This is a genomic window from Vibrio sp. 1401, from assembly GCF_033340295.1.
On record NZ_JAWOWF010000014.1, the window covers coordinates 46,626 to 60,895 of the forward strand.

The window sequence follows — 14,270 nt, forward strand, 5'->3', positions numbered from 1 at the left end:
TAAAAAAAGCGACCATAAAGGCCGCTAAGATTTACTGCTATAGGGAGTTGTTTAAGATTCTTTTACTGGCAGAACCTGTTTGACGTATTGTCCTGGCGCTTCATCAATAACCGGATGGTTTTCTGAGCCAATAGGGAAAGGCTCAACTTGCTCTTTAGGGTTGAATTGGAGTAACCACTCGTTCCAGTGTGTCCACCACGATCCCTCTTTGTGTTCCGCGTTATTCAACCACTCATCAGCAGAGTCATCCAAATTATCGTTCAACCAATAACCATACTTATTTTTAGCTGGAGGGTTCACGATGCCCGCAATATGACCAGACTCACCGAGGACAAACGTTTTGTTACCACCCGTGTTCAGCGCACCACGGTAAGTTCCCTGCCATAACGCAATGTGGTCTTCTTTCGTTGACACAAAATAGCTAGGAATTTTGATCTTATTTAGATCAATCCATACTCCACCAATTTTGACGCCTTTATCTTGCACCAGCTTGTTCTCTAAATAGAGCTCGCGAAGCAAGAAATTGTGAGATGCAGCGCTGACGTTGGTGCTATCGCTATTCCAGTACAACAAGTCGAAATCAACCGGACTGTTACCCTTCAAGTAATTGTCGACGTAGTAGTTCCAGTACAAGCTGTTTTCACGCAGTAAACTAAACGTCACGCTTAAGGAACGGCCGTCCATATACCCTTTTGCGTTATTTTGCGCTTCAATTGCACTAACAATGGTGTCATTGATATACGCGCCGACTTCACCTGGTTGAGAGAAGTCGAGCAACGTGGTGAAGAAAGTAGCAGACTTAATGCGCTTCTTCATACGTTTTGCAGCGTAGTACGCAACCGTGCTTGCTAAAACAGTACCACCAATACAATAACCAGCAGCATTGATTTGCTCTTGTCCTGTTATGTCTTCAATTGCAGCGACGGCTTTCACTGCGCCTTCTGTCACGTAGTCACCAAACTCTATGTGCGCTTGTGCCTTGCCTGGATTGCGCCAAGACATCATAAATACACTGTGCCCCTGCTCTAACAACCATCGAACCATTGAGTTCTTTGCCGTTAAATCAAGGATGTAGTATTTGTTGATGAAAGGTGGGACGATGAGCAGCGGCGTCGCATTCACTTTCTCTGTTAGAGGTCGATATTGAATCAACTCAAACAATTCGTTTTGAAAAACCACATTACCCTGTGTCGTCGCAACGTCATCGCCCACGCGGAATGCATTGTTATTCGTCATACGAATTTTTAAAATGTCTGCGCTCGACTCAACGTCTTCTTTCAACTGCTCTAAGCCTGCCAGTAAGTTTTGACCGTTTTGCTCAAGTGTCAGCTTCAAAAGCTCTGGGTTAGTGGCGATGAAGTTGGAAGGAGAAAGGGCGTTAATGGCTTGGCGAGAGAAAAAAATAATACGTTCTTTCGTCTTTTCATCTAAGCCTTCCAAGGACTCGATGGTGTCCAGATAGGTCTTACTAAATAAAAGGTAGGATTGTTTGATGAAGCTATACATGGCTTCATTTTGCCACGCTTCGTTTGAGAAACGCTTATCCCCTTTTTCAGCTTCGACGATTTGTGCTTGGTTCCCTGCCAATGCAACATTCTGCCAAATTTGCAGCTGCTGTTCCCACCACTGTGCTTGCAGCTTTAAAATCGCAGCAGGCTGATTCGCAGCTTGTTCGAACAGTTTGGCAGTATCCTCAAAGTTCACTTCTTGCATGGCCTTGTTTAAAGGAGAGTTCACGACTGCCTTGTTCACTTCGAAATCATGCCACCACTGATGATTGGTTTCCTGAAGCTTCACAAGATAGTCCGAAAAGAAGTGTTGAAACATAGTCTTACTCCTATATTCGGAAAAAACAACGCCGCCCAAATCTAGGGGCGGCGAGAATCGGACAAATTACGCTGGAGTAACAGTCTTTAGATTTTCCGAAGTCATTTTCTCAACGTCTTCTTTGAACTCTTTTGCAATCGCTTGAAGCTTGTTGCTGTCATCCATCATTTGTTGAGAAAGTTTAGTAAGTACGCTTAGTTGCTGACTGTTGAAAGCAGTCAATGACGTTACGTCTTTGATTTCTGTCGCTGCTTTCATCTGGTTTAGACCCACTTCACTGTATGTGCGAATGGCGTTCAATTGAAGCTCGGTCAACACTTCTACGTTTTTTGTCACTAGCTTGTTGAACTTCAAGTAAGGTTCTAGATTTTTTTCAGTTTGATCGCTAAATGTTTTGAAGAAATCTGTGTACATGGTTTGTCTCCTAGAGAAAGAATTAAAAATGTCCGTTTAAATAATTACTTAACTGTCTTTACAACCACAGCCGTGCCCATGCCGCCGCCCACACAAAGTGAAGCAACGCCATATTGACCATTTTGCTTATGAAGCTCGTGAACCAGCGTGACTAAGATTCGGTTGCCAGAAGCACCAAGCGGGTGTCCTAGCGCGATAGCACCACCGTTAAAGTTCGCTTTATCTTGAATCGCGTTAACTGGAACTTGGTTTGTTTCCGCCAACTGATGAATCACGCCAAGTGCTTGCGCTGCAAATGCTTCGTTTAACTCGTAAACGTCGATGTCGTGTACACTGAGTTCCGCTTTTGCGAGTGCTTTATTGACGGACTCAACAGGACCTAGGCCCATGATCTTCGGATCAAGACCCGATTGCGCATAGCTTACGATCTCAGAAAGCGGCGTTAATCCATGCGCTTTAACTGCGCTTTCAGACGCCACGATAATCGCACTCGCGCCATCGTTAATGCCTGATGCATTACCCGCAGTCACAGTGCCTTCGCGGTCAAAAGCAGGACGTAGCTTGCTTAAGGCTTCCATTGTCGCGTTCGCTTTTGGGTATTCATCCGTATCAAACATCACGGTTTCACGGCGTTGCTTTACTTCCACTGGCACAATTTCGTCTTGAAATTTGCCAGCTTCGATAGCGGCTACCGCTTTCTGTTGGCTAGACAGCGCGTATTCGTCTTGCTGCTGGCGAGTTAAGCCGATTTGTTTTGCTACGTTTTCTGCCGTCACACCCATGTGATATTGGTTGTAAACATCGGTTAAACCGTCCGCTACGAGCAGATCTTTTAGCTCCAGATTGCCCATTTTGTTGCCATCACGAATGCTGCTTGGTGCAGCAAACGGAATCTGCGACATGACTTCAACACCCGCTGCAACAACGATCTCAGCATCGCCACTACGGATATGGGACACGGCATCCATGACCGTTTTCATGCCACTACCGCAAACCATGTTTACGCCATATGCAGGAACAGATTCAGGAATCCCCGCAAACAGTGCCGCTTGGCGGCCAACACCCATTCCTTGACCTGCACCAACAACGTTGCCAACAATCACTTCGTCAACCTTGTCGCCAGGTAACTTTGCCGCTTCCAACGCGCCTTTAATCGCTACTGCTGCCAGATCGCCAGCAGAAGTATTTTTCAGGCTGCCACCAAAAGCACCAATTGGAGTACGCTTCGCCGCTACGATAAATACTTTTTCCATCATCTTCTCTCCTTAGTGCATGTATAGGCCGCCGTTCACCGACAAAGTCTCTCCGGTGATGTAGGCGCCTGCATCGCTGACCAAGAAGCTCACTGATGCTGCAATTTCTTCTGGTGTCGCAAGACGTTTCATTGGAATTTGGTTCGTGATGGATTCCAGCACTTCTGGCTTCATTTGCTCAACCATTGGCGTACCCGTGTAACCCGGAGCGATAACATTAACTGTCACACCCGAGCGAGCACCTTCGTATGCTAAGGCTTTAGAGAAACCGATCACCCCAGCTTTCGCCGCCGAGTAGTTTGCTTGACCAAACTGCCCTTTAAGACCATTGACTGAAGAGATATTGATGACACGACCACCGCCTTTTTCGCACATTGCAGCAAAGAGGGGTTGCGTAACGTTGAATAAACTATTGAGGTTGGTATTGATGACATCATTCCAAGCTTGCGCAGTCATCTTTTTAAACACGCCATCACGTGTGATTCCTGCGTTGTTGACAACAACATCAATGGTTCCTTCCTCCCCAAGCAATTGCGCCAATTTCTCTGCACACTCTGTCGTGTTTGTTACATCCAACTCAAAAAGGCGAACCTGATCTTTGGTAAACCCTTTGCTGTTGAACCACTCCAGCGCACATTCGTAGTTACCTGTGAAATATGTAGCAATTACACGGTAACCATCATTAACTAATTGAGAGGAAATAGCAGAACCAATTCCGCCTTTTGATCCAGTGATCAAAGCGACTTTCTTCATTGAAGACTCCATTCTTAACGGCATTTAAAAAGCAAACTTAATACACTGATGAAATAGTTCACCAACTGACGTGTTTATTTATTCTTTTGACAACCAATCCCGTGCTGCCTTTATTTTAAGTTAACCTAGAAATATTACATTTCAAATAAAAAACTCACCCAATTGCATAAGATTGATTTAGATCTCATTACCCGTGAAATGTTATAAAATGGTTAATTTTACATAAGTCATTGTTTTAAATCACACTTCCACAAAAGCCACACCAACAGAAATAGAAACATAATTATTAAATATCATGCAGTTACATACAGAATGGTAGACGTTACATTATGTCATGATTTAAGATCTGAATTTTAAGCCTATATGATTACAACAAACTTGAGATTAGAATAATAATTCAATTATCAGTAAAAATAATTATCAAACATATCATTTAATTACTGCATTTAATGATAATTTAGTTATCAATTCGATTATTTTAATACAGTGATGATTAATACCGATAAAATATAATAAATTAAATATATTTAATCTAAAAATGATATAAGATCTTGTCTCATACTGGTGCAATACGCACTATTATGACGCATAGATTAAAATATAATTTCATTTTAAATTTATATATTCGAAGAACATCAACTAGCTACTAGTGAAAGTAATCGTTCGCTTTGTAGTAGCATCCTTTTCCACTTTGCACTATCTTTGTGGCTTCTCTTTAATCACTAAATCATCAACAGATATGAATCTTGCATTGCTCAGTATGTTCATCCCTACTTTCTTTTTTGTCTCAATCACGCCTGGTATGTGCATGACTCTCGCCCTAACGTTAGGTATGAGTATCGGTTATCGTCGCACGTTATGGATGATGATAGGAGAGCTTCTCGGTGTTGCGCTGGTGTCAGTCTCTGCGGTGTTAGGTATCGCTGCGATTATGCTCAATTATCCTTGGATGTTTATCGCGTTAAAGTTCATTGGTGGCGGTTATTTACTCTATCTTGGTGTTGAAATGTGGCGATCGCGAGGGAAACTTGCGATTAATGTCGACAACTTAGAAACACCAAAGAGTGACAATATCGCACTTATCATGCAAGGCTTCGTTACCGCAATCGCAAACCCAAAAGGCTGGGCATTTATGATTTCTCTTTTACCGCCTTTTATAGACCAAAACGCAGCGCTTGCACCGCAACTGATCATACTTGTCTCCATTATTTTACTGTTTGAGTTCATTTGCATGTCTCTGTACGCTACTGGTGGTAAAGGGTTGAAACACGTATTAGGTCAGTCTAAGAATGTACGTCTAATGAACCGTATCGCAGGCACTTTAATGATGGGAGTTGGTGTCTGGTTGCTACTAAGTTAAGGCAAACTGGAAACAATGAAAAATATTCTGAATAAAATCGCTAAAGTCATGGGTGAAGTATTGGACTTTCAAGCCCGAGTTTGGGTTGTGAACGTCTATAGCGGTGAGCATAAAGGCGAGTCTTATGTCGTTAATGAAGATACTTTCTCTGTACCTCTTCAGTGGATGAAGAAGAAAGGCTACCAAGAGCCAATGTTGAATAAAGTCGAAGCAATGAAGCGCTCACAGATCTTAGAGTTCGATTTGGGACGAGTAAAACATCGTCTGATGCGCGTGAAATAAGCACAAAAAAAGCGCCACTCAAAATGAGTGGCGCAAGCACTTTTACCTTAAAAGAACGATGCTATGGCGCAGCGTCGATCTCAACAGGCAGATAATGTTTCGGCTCCAGTTTCAACCACTCTGGCAGCACGGTACCAATCGAAATCGATGACCATGTACCAGACAGAACACCAATAAACATCGCGGTTGAGAAACCAGCCAAAGGCGCTCCTCCCATAATCCATAATGCACCAACAGTGATCAATGTCGTACCAGATGTCACCATGGTGCGTGAAAACGTCGCGATAACAGCTTGATCATTGATGTCTTCTGTTTTCCAACTCTGTTTCGCAATCAACAGCTCACGGATTCGGTCTGCAATGATGATAGAGTCATTCAATGAGTAACCTAAAATTGCTAACACCGCTGCAAAAACGGTTAAGTTGAACTCCATTTGAGTAACTGCAAAAAAACCAAGCACTAAGATCACATCATGGGCCAAAGCAAACAGTGAACCACTGGCCAAACGCCACTCAAAACGGAAACACAAGTAACCGAGAATACTCAACACACAAATCAACAATGCTAAGCCACCTTGTTCAAACAAGTCTTGGCCAACTTGAGCGCCAACTATACTGTTGCTGACAACATCAACTTGGTGAGAGATTGGCTTCAACACCTCTTCTACACTTGGCAACGTTTGTCCATCTTCCGGCGCAGAGTAACGAATCACCCAACGGCCATCTTCACCAGAGCGTGTCACTGACGCAGATTCACCAAGCTTTGGTTGCAGAACGTCAAGCAGATCATGGTTAGTTAGCTGCTTATCTACCTTTACTTCTGTCACCATACCGCCAGTGAAGTCCAAACCTAGGTTCAACCCTTTAAAGCCTAGAGCGACGATCGCGATCACCGTTAAAATGATGGAAACTAGCGTAGTAAAGTAGCGAATTTTACGAATATTTTGTTTTAGCATTTCGACCATGATTAAACCCTCACATCACGACGGGCATCGCGGCCCCAAATTAAATTGATCATTGCTCTAGAGGCAAATACGCCTGTAAACATACTGGTTAACAAACCTAATCCGAGTGTTAAGGCAAAGCCTTGGATTGGGCCATTACCGATGGCGTACAAAATCACGGCGGTGATCATGGTAGTAATGTTGGCATCAAGGATGGTCGAGAATGCGCTGTCAAAGCCAAGATCAATCGCTTGAGCGAAGCTGCGGCCTTCACGCATTTTGTCCTTAATACGTTCAAAGATAATAACGTTGGTGTCTACTGCCATACCGACGGTTAACACTAAACCGGCAATACCCGGAAGCGTTAGAACCGCTCCTGGTAACAAGGCGATTAAGCCAAGCAAACAAAGCATGTTGGCACAAAGCGCCACGTTTGCTACCCAACCTAAGCGGCGGTACCAAAGTGCCATAAAGGTCAGTGTTAGTCCCATACCTAAAGCCAGTGCTGCAAAACCGTTTTCAATGTTTTCTGCCCCCAGAGAAGCACCGATTGTTCGCTCTTCCACAATAGTAACCGGCGCGGTCAGTGACCCCGCGCGAAGCAATAGCGCCAACTGCTGCGCATCGTCCATGCTACCTGCCCCAGTAATACGGAACTGGCTACCAAGCTGAGATTGAATAGTCGCGACGCTGATAACGCGCTCACTACGCTCAGTTACACCGCGATCGTTTGTTTTGTATTCACGGTAAACGGTCGCCATTGGCTTGCCGATGTGAGTTGCTGAGAAGTCACTCATTTTCTTACCACCAGCGTGATCAAGAGAAATATTGACTTCTGACATGCCCATTTTGTCGACACCAGCACGAGCGTTCACGATGTGCTCGCCCGTTAGAACTGGTCGTTTTGACAAAATCACAGTACGACCATCATTATCTTGAAGAACAAGATCTTGGCTGCTGTGTGCTTGGCTCGCATCTTTCACTTCATAAAACGCCAAGCTTGCTGTTGCACCAATAACGTTTTTCGCTTGAGCAGGATCTTGTACACCAGGGAGTTCAATTCGAATGCTCTCTTTACCTTGGCGTTGCACTAGCGCTTCTGTGATACCAAGTTCTTCAATACGACCACGCATGATCTTCAGGTTTTGTTGAAGAGTCGACGATTGAAATTCTTGGATATTTTGTTCACTCGGTTCAAGCACAAAGCCACGAGATGAACTTTTTGAAATCCAGCCCGGGTAATTTTGACGCAAAAACTTGTTCACTTCCGACAATGCTTGCTCGCTGTCACTGTTTACCGTAATTCGGTTGCCGCTTTCTGCTCGAACTTGCACACCACGAACACGTTGATCACGTAGGTTCGCTTTGATTTCATCAATCAACGCATCACGTTGTTCTTCAAACGCTTTATTCACATCAACATTCAACAAGAACTGAACGCCACCACGAAGGTCAAGACCGAGCTTAATTGGGCTAAAGCCCATCTCATTCAACCATTCTGGCGCAACCGATACGTATGAGAAAGTGATGCTGTCGTCTTTATTTAGCTCTTTGTTTAACAACGCACGAGCTTTACTTTGCGCATCTTCACCATCGAATACAATGGTTGTTTTGCCGTCTTTTTCGATGATTTTGTCTGCTGAAATATGGTTGGTTTTTAGCAGTTGATTCAGATGAACAACCGACATTTCACTGTTGTTTTGATCCGCAAACGTCAACTGGATAGAAGGCTGTTCGCCAAACCAAGTTGGTATAGCACTTAGGGTTAAAATAATGACTGTCGTAATTAATACGACATATTTCCAAGCTGAGTAGTGATTCATCAGCTTTCTGTTCTTTTGCTGCTTTGGTGTTTTTTTCATGTAAACATCATCCCTTCACGATGAAGTGAAGCTTTTAATAACAAGGCTTAACACACGACAGATGCTCCCAGAATAAATTCAGGGTATGAAATGCTCAGAACGCTCACGTCCTGTCGAATACAATCGTCGTGTTAAGAGTGCACAATGGTGCAAATAGATGGTGTTTAGGCAGAAAACTGACTATTGAGTGCGACGTACATGGCATTGGTCTCTTTCCAACCAGAAATGCGATGATCGCTTGTGAAATGATAAAATGTGGACTGGTTGTGACGCCAGTTAATGTCCATCAAGCTGTATGCGTAACCCGCATCAGCGTAAAACGGAGTAGTGAGATCGCCGACAAAATCTACGTGCTCGTCATCAAGCCCTTCCCGTAAGTAAGACGTCCAGCGCTGAGAGTTAAACAAAGCAACGGAATCGAGACTTGCATGGCCTTCAGATACTGGAGATTGAGAGCTTTCTTCTGAAACTTCAGAAAAATCGACGGAAGAGTTTGGCGATACACTTACGGCTACAAAAGGTTGTAGCTTAGAAAAGTGCGGTACGTGAGCCTTGTGATCGATTTGCGCAGCAGATACATGCACTGGTAGCAATACCATTGCAAATAGCAGCAAAATCAACTTTCTAAGGTAAATCCAAGACATAGGAACTCACTAAAAACACAAAGAGCCAAGTTAGGTCACTTGACTCGTTGATAGTATTCCTATTGATTATGGTTAACAACTAAAAAGTTATAAATCTCTGATTTCAGGTTTGCATCGTTATTGCATTTATCAAAACGTCTTTAGAGAACTAGTGTAATTGGTGGTGAGTTATCGATAAAAAATATCGCCCTTATCAACATCTAAGTAGATCTTGTTCTCTTGCTCCAAACCGCCACAATAGATGAAGTAAACGTTGCGCTTTTTGAACGTCACAGAACGAACCCAGCCTCCGAGCTCCTCAAAATCACTCGGATCACAGGTTTCATCGTCTAACAATTGCTGTGTTTTCTTACGGAAAATATCCAAGTGAACTTTTAAATCATCCGACTTCTGTAGGTATTCATCCAATATCTCTAAGCGCTCTTGCTCTTTAATAACTGGCTCTGCATCCGATAACCCTTCAGCATTCAACCATTCGGCTTTTTCTTCTCCACCCTCTTCATAGACAAGATAGCCGGAGATTCGGTACCACCCATCTACTTTTTCTAACACCGATACTTTTTCTCCCTTATAGAGCGTATCGACAACTAAAGCATTAAGGTTAGGCTTGTTGTAAACATTGACACGACGCTCAATAACGTAGTACTCGGTAACTTCCGGGGGAGCGGCTTCTAAATCCAGAATCGGTTTGGATGTTTCTTTTTGCAGTGACGATTGCTCGACTTGTGTAGCCTTTGGTGCTTCAGGTTCATCTTTCTGCATAAAGAAGAAATAGTATCCAGCCCCCGCTCCGCCGAGCAACAGCATGACAATCAATGCGACGAGAATTTTCTTCATGCCCTTTTCCTTTTCATTCTTTATTCTTATCCCACCAGCAGCACGCATGTCGTAGAAATTTGGGTATATACTCAAAAGAGCAGGTCAACTAACGCGAGCAATAATGATCAACAGACTCAATTGGATACTACTATTTCTTCTGTTCCCGATAACGGGGCACGCCAATATTCAATGTAACCCATCGTCGTGGAATGACAATCTTACCCAATTCAATCGTTTAGAGTCCAATTACAATCAGCATGTTGAGGTATTCAATACACTTTTAACCGAACATAAACAGCGTCAGTTATTGTCCGAAACCTTTTCACTGCATGAGCTCGTGCTACTTTGGCGTGCCAAGTCGAACCAAAATGTGTTCAAAGCGCAATTAAAAGCATCGATTCAATACAAAGAAGAGCTCACAACTAAAGCGAATCAACTGCTTAAATTGAGCACACAATCCCAATGGTCAGCTAATGGGTGGGAGATCCTGGCCCAAAAGTGCCGCGAGTCAAACAAAACCGTCAATCAAATAACTGCGGAATGGTATAACACCAACGCTTTGGAACTTGCTGAAGATTACAAGCGCCTCTCTTCACAATATCAAACTCTGTCACAAGTCTATGATAAAGAAGCTCGAGCGCTTCAATACGCTCAAGATGTTTCGAAGTAAAAACAGAGCCAGTTTTGAATAGACGATGTTGGTTTTTCACTCCAATATTGGACGTTATTCGTGCTTTTTTCTTTCCTTAGTCGTGAATGATATCAAATGTAAATAATGGGATTGTTCTCTTTGACAAACTTGACTAAACCATGACCAAGACAATCAATTTATAGAGACATACGTCACATTAATGCTTTACTTATGGACATTTTTTGGTTAGTTTAGCCATTAATAAAATTTAATAAAAAGTCACATTTGGCTGGAGATGATGCTACAAACATGGTTATCAATCGATTAAGTAACAGGGAATGTCCTAATGCTACCAAAGCCAAGTTTTTGTCAGTAGTTAGGCACGTAAAAGAGTTCGGTTCAATCAGTGATTTGGATCTGTGTAAAATCTTCGGAGAAACAATATGGAGTGATGGGAGGGAATACCATTCAGCCGCGTTCTCATTCAAGGTTGATAGATACACAGGTAACTGTGAAATCTCACAATACAAAAACCAATAAGGCTTAAGAATTTATAAAGCGGAGTCAGGAAACGGACTCCGCTTTTTTGATCATGGCAATCGTAAAGTCGTGCTCGGAGTACCCCTCAATCAATCGTGTATTCGGACACAGCAACCGACAATAGCGAAAGACACCTTCTTTATTGTGCGACGCTAACATTTTCATGCTGGGTAGTTTGGATTCATCCAACAAGTTAAACACACAACCTTTCTCTGTCGCTCGGAACATTTTATCAATCATTTCAATGGCATGATTTGGGTTGGTGGATTGATAGTTCAATGATCCGGAAGCAAAAACAAAATCGCAACGAGGCAATACCAACGTTGAAAAGTCGCCACATATAAACTTACTTTGCGTACGAAAATCTCGTTTTCTGGCTTCAGAGATAAATTGTTTTTGCTGATCAATGCCAATATAGCTTTGAGGAAGCCCCCCCGTAAGTTCGATAAACGCTAACAAGTCTCCGTAGCCGCACCCAATATCTAAAATACTTGAACCGTCTAACGTTAACCCTCGACACAACGCCTCAAAACGGCTGATCTGACTATACTTATCTGCCCATCCCAGAGTTCGGGCTCTGTCTTTACCAAACTGTCTATATCGCTTTCGATGATAGTGGGCAATCTTAAGTCTATCGAAAAATTTCATCTTTCTTATGCATAAATCGGCAAACTGCCATTTCCTTTCACTTGTCTAATCGCCAGGTGGGTATGAATATCTTTCACATTTTCTAATCGCTGTAACTTTCTAGTAAATGTTTCATAACCAGCGAGATCTTTACTGACCACCTCTAACAGGTAATCATAGGCCCCTGATACGACATGGCATGAGATCACTTCATCCATCTCAACAACGGCATGTTCAAACTCATCAATCGAAGAAGCTTGGTGGTTATTTAAACTCACTTCAACAAATACAGTCATCGCGATGCCTACAGTGTCTCTGGACACAATAGCTCGATAACCACTTATTACACCTTCCTGCTCCAAACGCTTAATGCGTCTTGCACAAGGTGATGCCGATAGCCCTACTTGGTCAGCAAGTTCTGCAGTTGTCAGAGTGGCATCCTTCTGCATTAGGTTGATAAGTTGCCTGTCAATTTTATCCATTTATTCTTCCGTGCCTTTAATCACTAATAATTAACATTTATACGCAATTTATCACCAACATCAAGCCTAATTACGTCAAACTTTGCCTCCCTTTGGCAAGAGTTTTATTCAACAATTAACACATCATTTACAAATGGATATGTCGATAATGATCTTGGGATACGCAGCTATATTAACGACCTTACTGCTTTGGTCTGGTTTCTTTATTTCTTTAAAAGGGGGCGCAATTTCTGCCTTGCAGCCAGCCGATATCGCGTTAGTTCGCTTTCTAATCCCAAGTATAATTTTATTACCATTTGTGATTAAGCATAAACAGTCGCTACGCGTAGTGCCTAAACGCTACCTGGTTGGTGTTGTGGTTGGAAGCGGCCTTCCCTATCTTCTGGTCGTCGGAACGGCTATGCATTTCGCTCCCGTGGCGCACGGCAGTGCATTAGTACCTGGCACTTTGCCATTGTTTGTTTCTGCTATCGCGGTACTTTGTTATCAACAGTCGCTGAGTGCTCACCGCTTAATCGGGCTTTCTACGGTGTTGTTAGGGATTTTCGTATTCCTTCTTTCTAATAGCGGCGCAGAGTACAACTGGTCTCAGTTGCAAGGGCATATCCTGTTTCTAACTGGCAGCATCATGTGGGCTGCTTTCACCATCAGCGCTCGTGTCGCTAATCTTAATGCACACGTCTGTGCAGGATTCGTTGCAATCGCGTCTTTGGCTCTACTCATCATCGCCGTTGGTTTCGGGTGGGTAGACAGTTATTTGGTGGTAACACCGTTCAGCCAGTGGCCATGGAAGGAGTTATTTGGCCACGCGATGCTACAAGGTGTTGGCGCAGGTTTAATCGCTTCTTTCACTTTCATTTATGCAATTAGGATCATCGGTGCCGAAGCCAGCGCAGCTTTTGGTTCATTAACTCCAGTCGTCGCGACACTTCTTGCCGTTCCAATTTTTGGTGAACAACCAGATTCTCTCACTTGGTTAGCGCTGATGTTGGTCACATGCGGCAGTATTGTGGCAAGCCAAATCTTTATGAAAGGTGGAATGAGCCAAACTTATCGCCCACCACTTCACAGATAGCGATGATTTTACAAAAACTTATGCCTTACTATCTTGAATAACAAAATGGCGTTTTGATAGCCTCAGCTTAACTAAAAATTAAAACGCCAATGTGATGCCAGCCACTCATACTAAAGATGAACTGCATAGGTTTCTCAAACCGGGAATGAAACTTTCTACTAATTTCGAATTTGGGCCTAAGGATCAATATACGTATTCCACCACTTATCTTGGGATGAAAGAAAATGCTTATTTGATTCTTGATATACCAATGCGTTTGCTTGAAGAGCAAGTGATGAGAAAACTCCCCAACGCCGATATCATCGTGCGTGGAGTATCAGATACGGAGTTAGGCCATGTCATTGCGTTTAAGTCCAGCGTGCTGACGACGACCGTTCGACCATCCCCCCTTTTGTTTATCCGCATTCCAGGAACATTTGCAACCAAACCAGTTCGGGAACATGAGCGTTACAAGTTGCAAATGGACTGTAACGTTATTCATGCAGGGAATGTCTACGACGGTAGCCTTATCGATTTTTCTCTAGCAGGTGTTGGTATATCAACCTTGATTGAGCCCGAATTCAACGTGGGTGAGAGTGTTACCATCGAATGCCCGTTAAGCCACTATATCGGAGAAGAAAATCGATGTGTCATTGCCAACATTAAGAAATTGGTGAAGGGATGGGTAGTTGGAATTAAGTTTGCCAGTCCCATTGCGATGACTCACGAACTAAAAACAGAGTTACTGGAGCAATCCTTTCTAACCAGTAACGTCTGAA

At 43.2% G+C, this 14,270-nt stretch carries 15 protein-coding genes; 5 read left to right on the top strand and 10 right to left on the bottom strand.

The features are described from left to right. Positions 1–51 precede the first annotated feature (51 nt). The 4 genes from phaC to R7Z77_RS09590 all read right to left on the bottom strand — a co-directional run bounded on the left by phaC (position 52) and on the right by R7Z77_RS09590 (position 4,247). Positions 52–1,827, bottom strand: coding sequence for a class I poly(R)-hydroxyalkanoic acid synthase (phaC, locus tag R7Z77_RS09575; protein ID WP_064354855.1), 1,776 nt, complete (start codon positions 1,825–1,827; stop codon positions 52–54). 66 nt (positions 1,828–1,893) lie between these two features. Beyond that, the gene (locus R7Z77_RS09580; protein WP_005373550.1) at positions 1,894–2,241 is read right to left on the bottom strand and encodes a phasin family protein; all 348 of its coding nucleotides are present in this window, start codon (positions 2,239–2,241) and stop codon (positions 1,894–1,896) included. Between the two features lie 44 nt (positions 2,242–2,285). Further along, on the bottom strand, positions 2,286–3,494 hold the full coding sequence (locus R7Z77_RS09585) for an acetyl-CoA C-acetyltransferase (RefSeq protein WP_064354871.1): 1,209 nt from the start codon (positions 3,492–3,494) through the stop codon (positions 2,286–2,288). Positions 3,495–3,506: 12 nt separating this feature from the next. Further along, positions 3,507–4,247, bottom strand: coding sequence for an SDR family oxidoreductase (locus R7Z77_RS09590; RefSeq protein WP_064354856.1), 741 nt, complete (start codon positions 4,245–4,247; stop codon positions 3,507–3,509). A 739-nt stretch (positions 4,248–4,986) separates the two neighbouring features. On the opposite strand from R7Z77_RS09590, the gene R7Z77_RS09595 reads away from it, so the two are divergent. After that, on the top strand, positions 4,987–5,607 hold the full coding sequence (locus R7Z77_RS09595) for a LysE family translocator (RefSeq protein WP_021035942.1): 621 nt from the start codon (positions 4,987–4,989) through the stop codon (positions 5,605–5,607). 15 nt (positions 5,608–5,622) lie between these two features. After that, positions 5,623–5,889: a hypothetical protein gene (locus tag R7Z77_RS09600; RefSeq protein WP_064354857.1), complete on the top strand. Its 267-nt coding sequence runs from the start codon at positions 5,623–5,625 to the stop codon at positions 5,887–5,889. A gap of 61 nt (positions 5,890–5,950) precedes the next feature. Here R7Z77_RS09600 and secF read toward each other — a convergent pair whose 3' ends face one another. The 4 genes from secF to R7Z77_RS09620 form a co-directional block, all read right to left on the bottom strand. Continuing rightward, on the bottom strand, positions 5,951–6,853 hold the full coding sequence (gene secF, locus R7Z77_RS09605) for a protein translocase subunit SecF (protein ID WP_054577769.1): 903 nt from the start codon (positions 6,851–6,853) through the stop codon (positions 5,951–5,953). A gap of 2 nt (positions 6,854–6,855) precedes the next feature. After that, positions 6,856–8,694 carry a protein translocase subunit SecD gene (gene secD / locus R7Z77_RS09610; protein ID WP_053349261.1) on the bottom strand — a complete coding sequence of 613 codons (1,839 nt, stop codon included), beginning with the start codon at positions 8,692–8,694 and terminating at the stop codon, positions 6,856–6,858. A gap of 164 nt (positions 8,695–8,858) precedes the next feature. Next, positions 8,859–9,338: a hypothetical protein gene (locus R7Z77_RS09615; protein WP_064354858.1), complete on the bottom strand. Its 480-nt coding sequence runs from the start codon at positions 9,336–9,338 to the stop codon at positions 8,859–8,861. Positions 9,339–9,506: 168 nt separating this feature from the next. Continuing rightward, the gene (locus R7Z77_RS09620; protein ID WP_005373574.1) at positions 9,507–10,175 is read right to left on the bottom strand and encodes an SH3 domain-containing protein; all 669 of its coding nucleotides are present in this window, start codon (positions 10,173–10,175) and stop codon (positions 9,507–9,509) included. Positions 10,176–10,278: 103 nt separating this feature from the next. On the opposite strand from R7Z77_RS09620, the gene R7Z77_RS09625 reads away from it, so the two are divergent. Beyond that, the gene (locus tag R7Z77_RS09625; RefSeq protein WP_064354859.1) at positions 10,279–10,827 is read left to right on the top strand and encodes a hypothetical protein; all 549 of its coding nucleotides are present in this window, start codon (positions 10,279–10,281) and stop codon (positions 10,825–10,827) included. A 525-nt stretch (positions 10,828–11,352) separates the two neighbouring features. Here the strand turns inward: R7Z77_RS09625 and R7Z77_RS09635 are convergent. Then, the gene (locus R7Z77_RS09635) at positions 11,353–11,976 is read right to left on the bottom strand and encodes a class I SAM-dependent methyltransferase (RefSeq protein ID WP_017819884.1); all 624 of its coding nucleotides are present in this window, start codon (positions 11,974–11,976) and stop codon (positions 11,353–11,355) included. A 5-nt stretch (positions 11,977–11,981) separates the two neighbouring features. Further along, complete coding sequence (locus R7Z77_RS09640; protein WP_005373581.1) at positions 11,982–12,437, bottom strand: Lrp/AsnC family transcriptional regulator; 456 nt, start codon at positions 12,435–12,437, stop codon at positions 11,982–11,984. 148 nt (positions 12,438–12,585) lie between these two features. Between R7Z77_RS09640 and R7Z77_RS09645 the strand changes: the two genes are divergently transcribed. Together R7Z77_RS09645 and R7Z77_RS09650 are read left to right on the top strand one after the other, a co-directional pair. Continuing rightward, on the top strand, positions 12,586–13,512 hold the full coding sequence (locus R7Z77_RS09645; RefSeq protein WP_064354860.1) for a DMT family transporter: 927 nt from the start codon (positions 12,586–12,588) through the stop codon (positions 13,510–13,512). Between the two features lie 94 nt (positions 13,513–13,606). Beyond that, positions 13,607–14,269, top strand: coding sequence for a flagellar brake protein (locus R7Z77_RS09650; protein WP_054576118.1), 663 nt, complete (start codon positions 13,607–13,609; stop codon positions 14,267–14,269). Position 14,270: the final 1 nt, after the last annotated feature.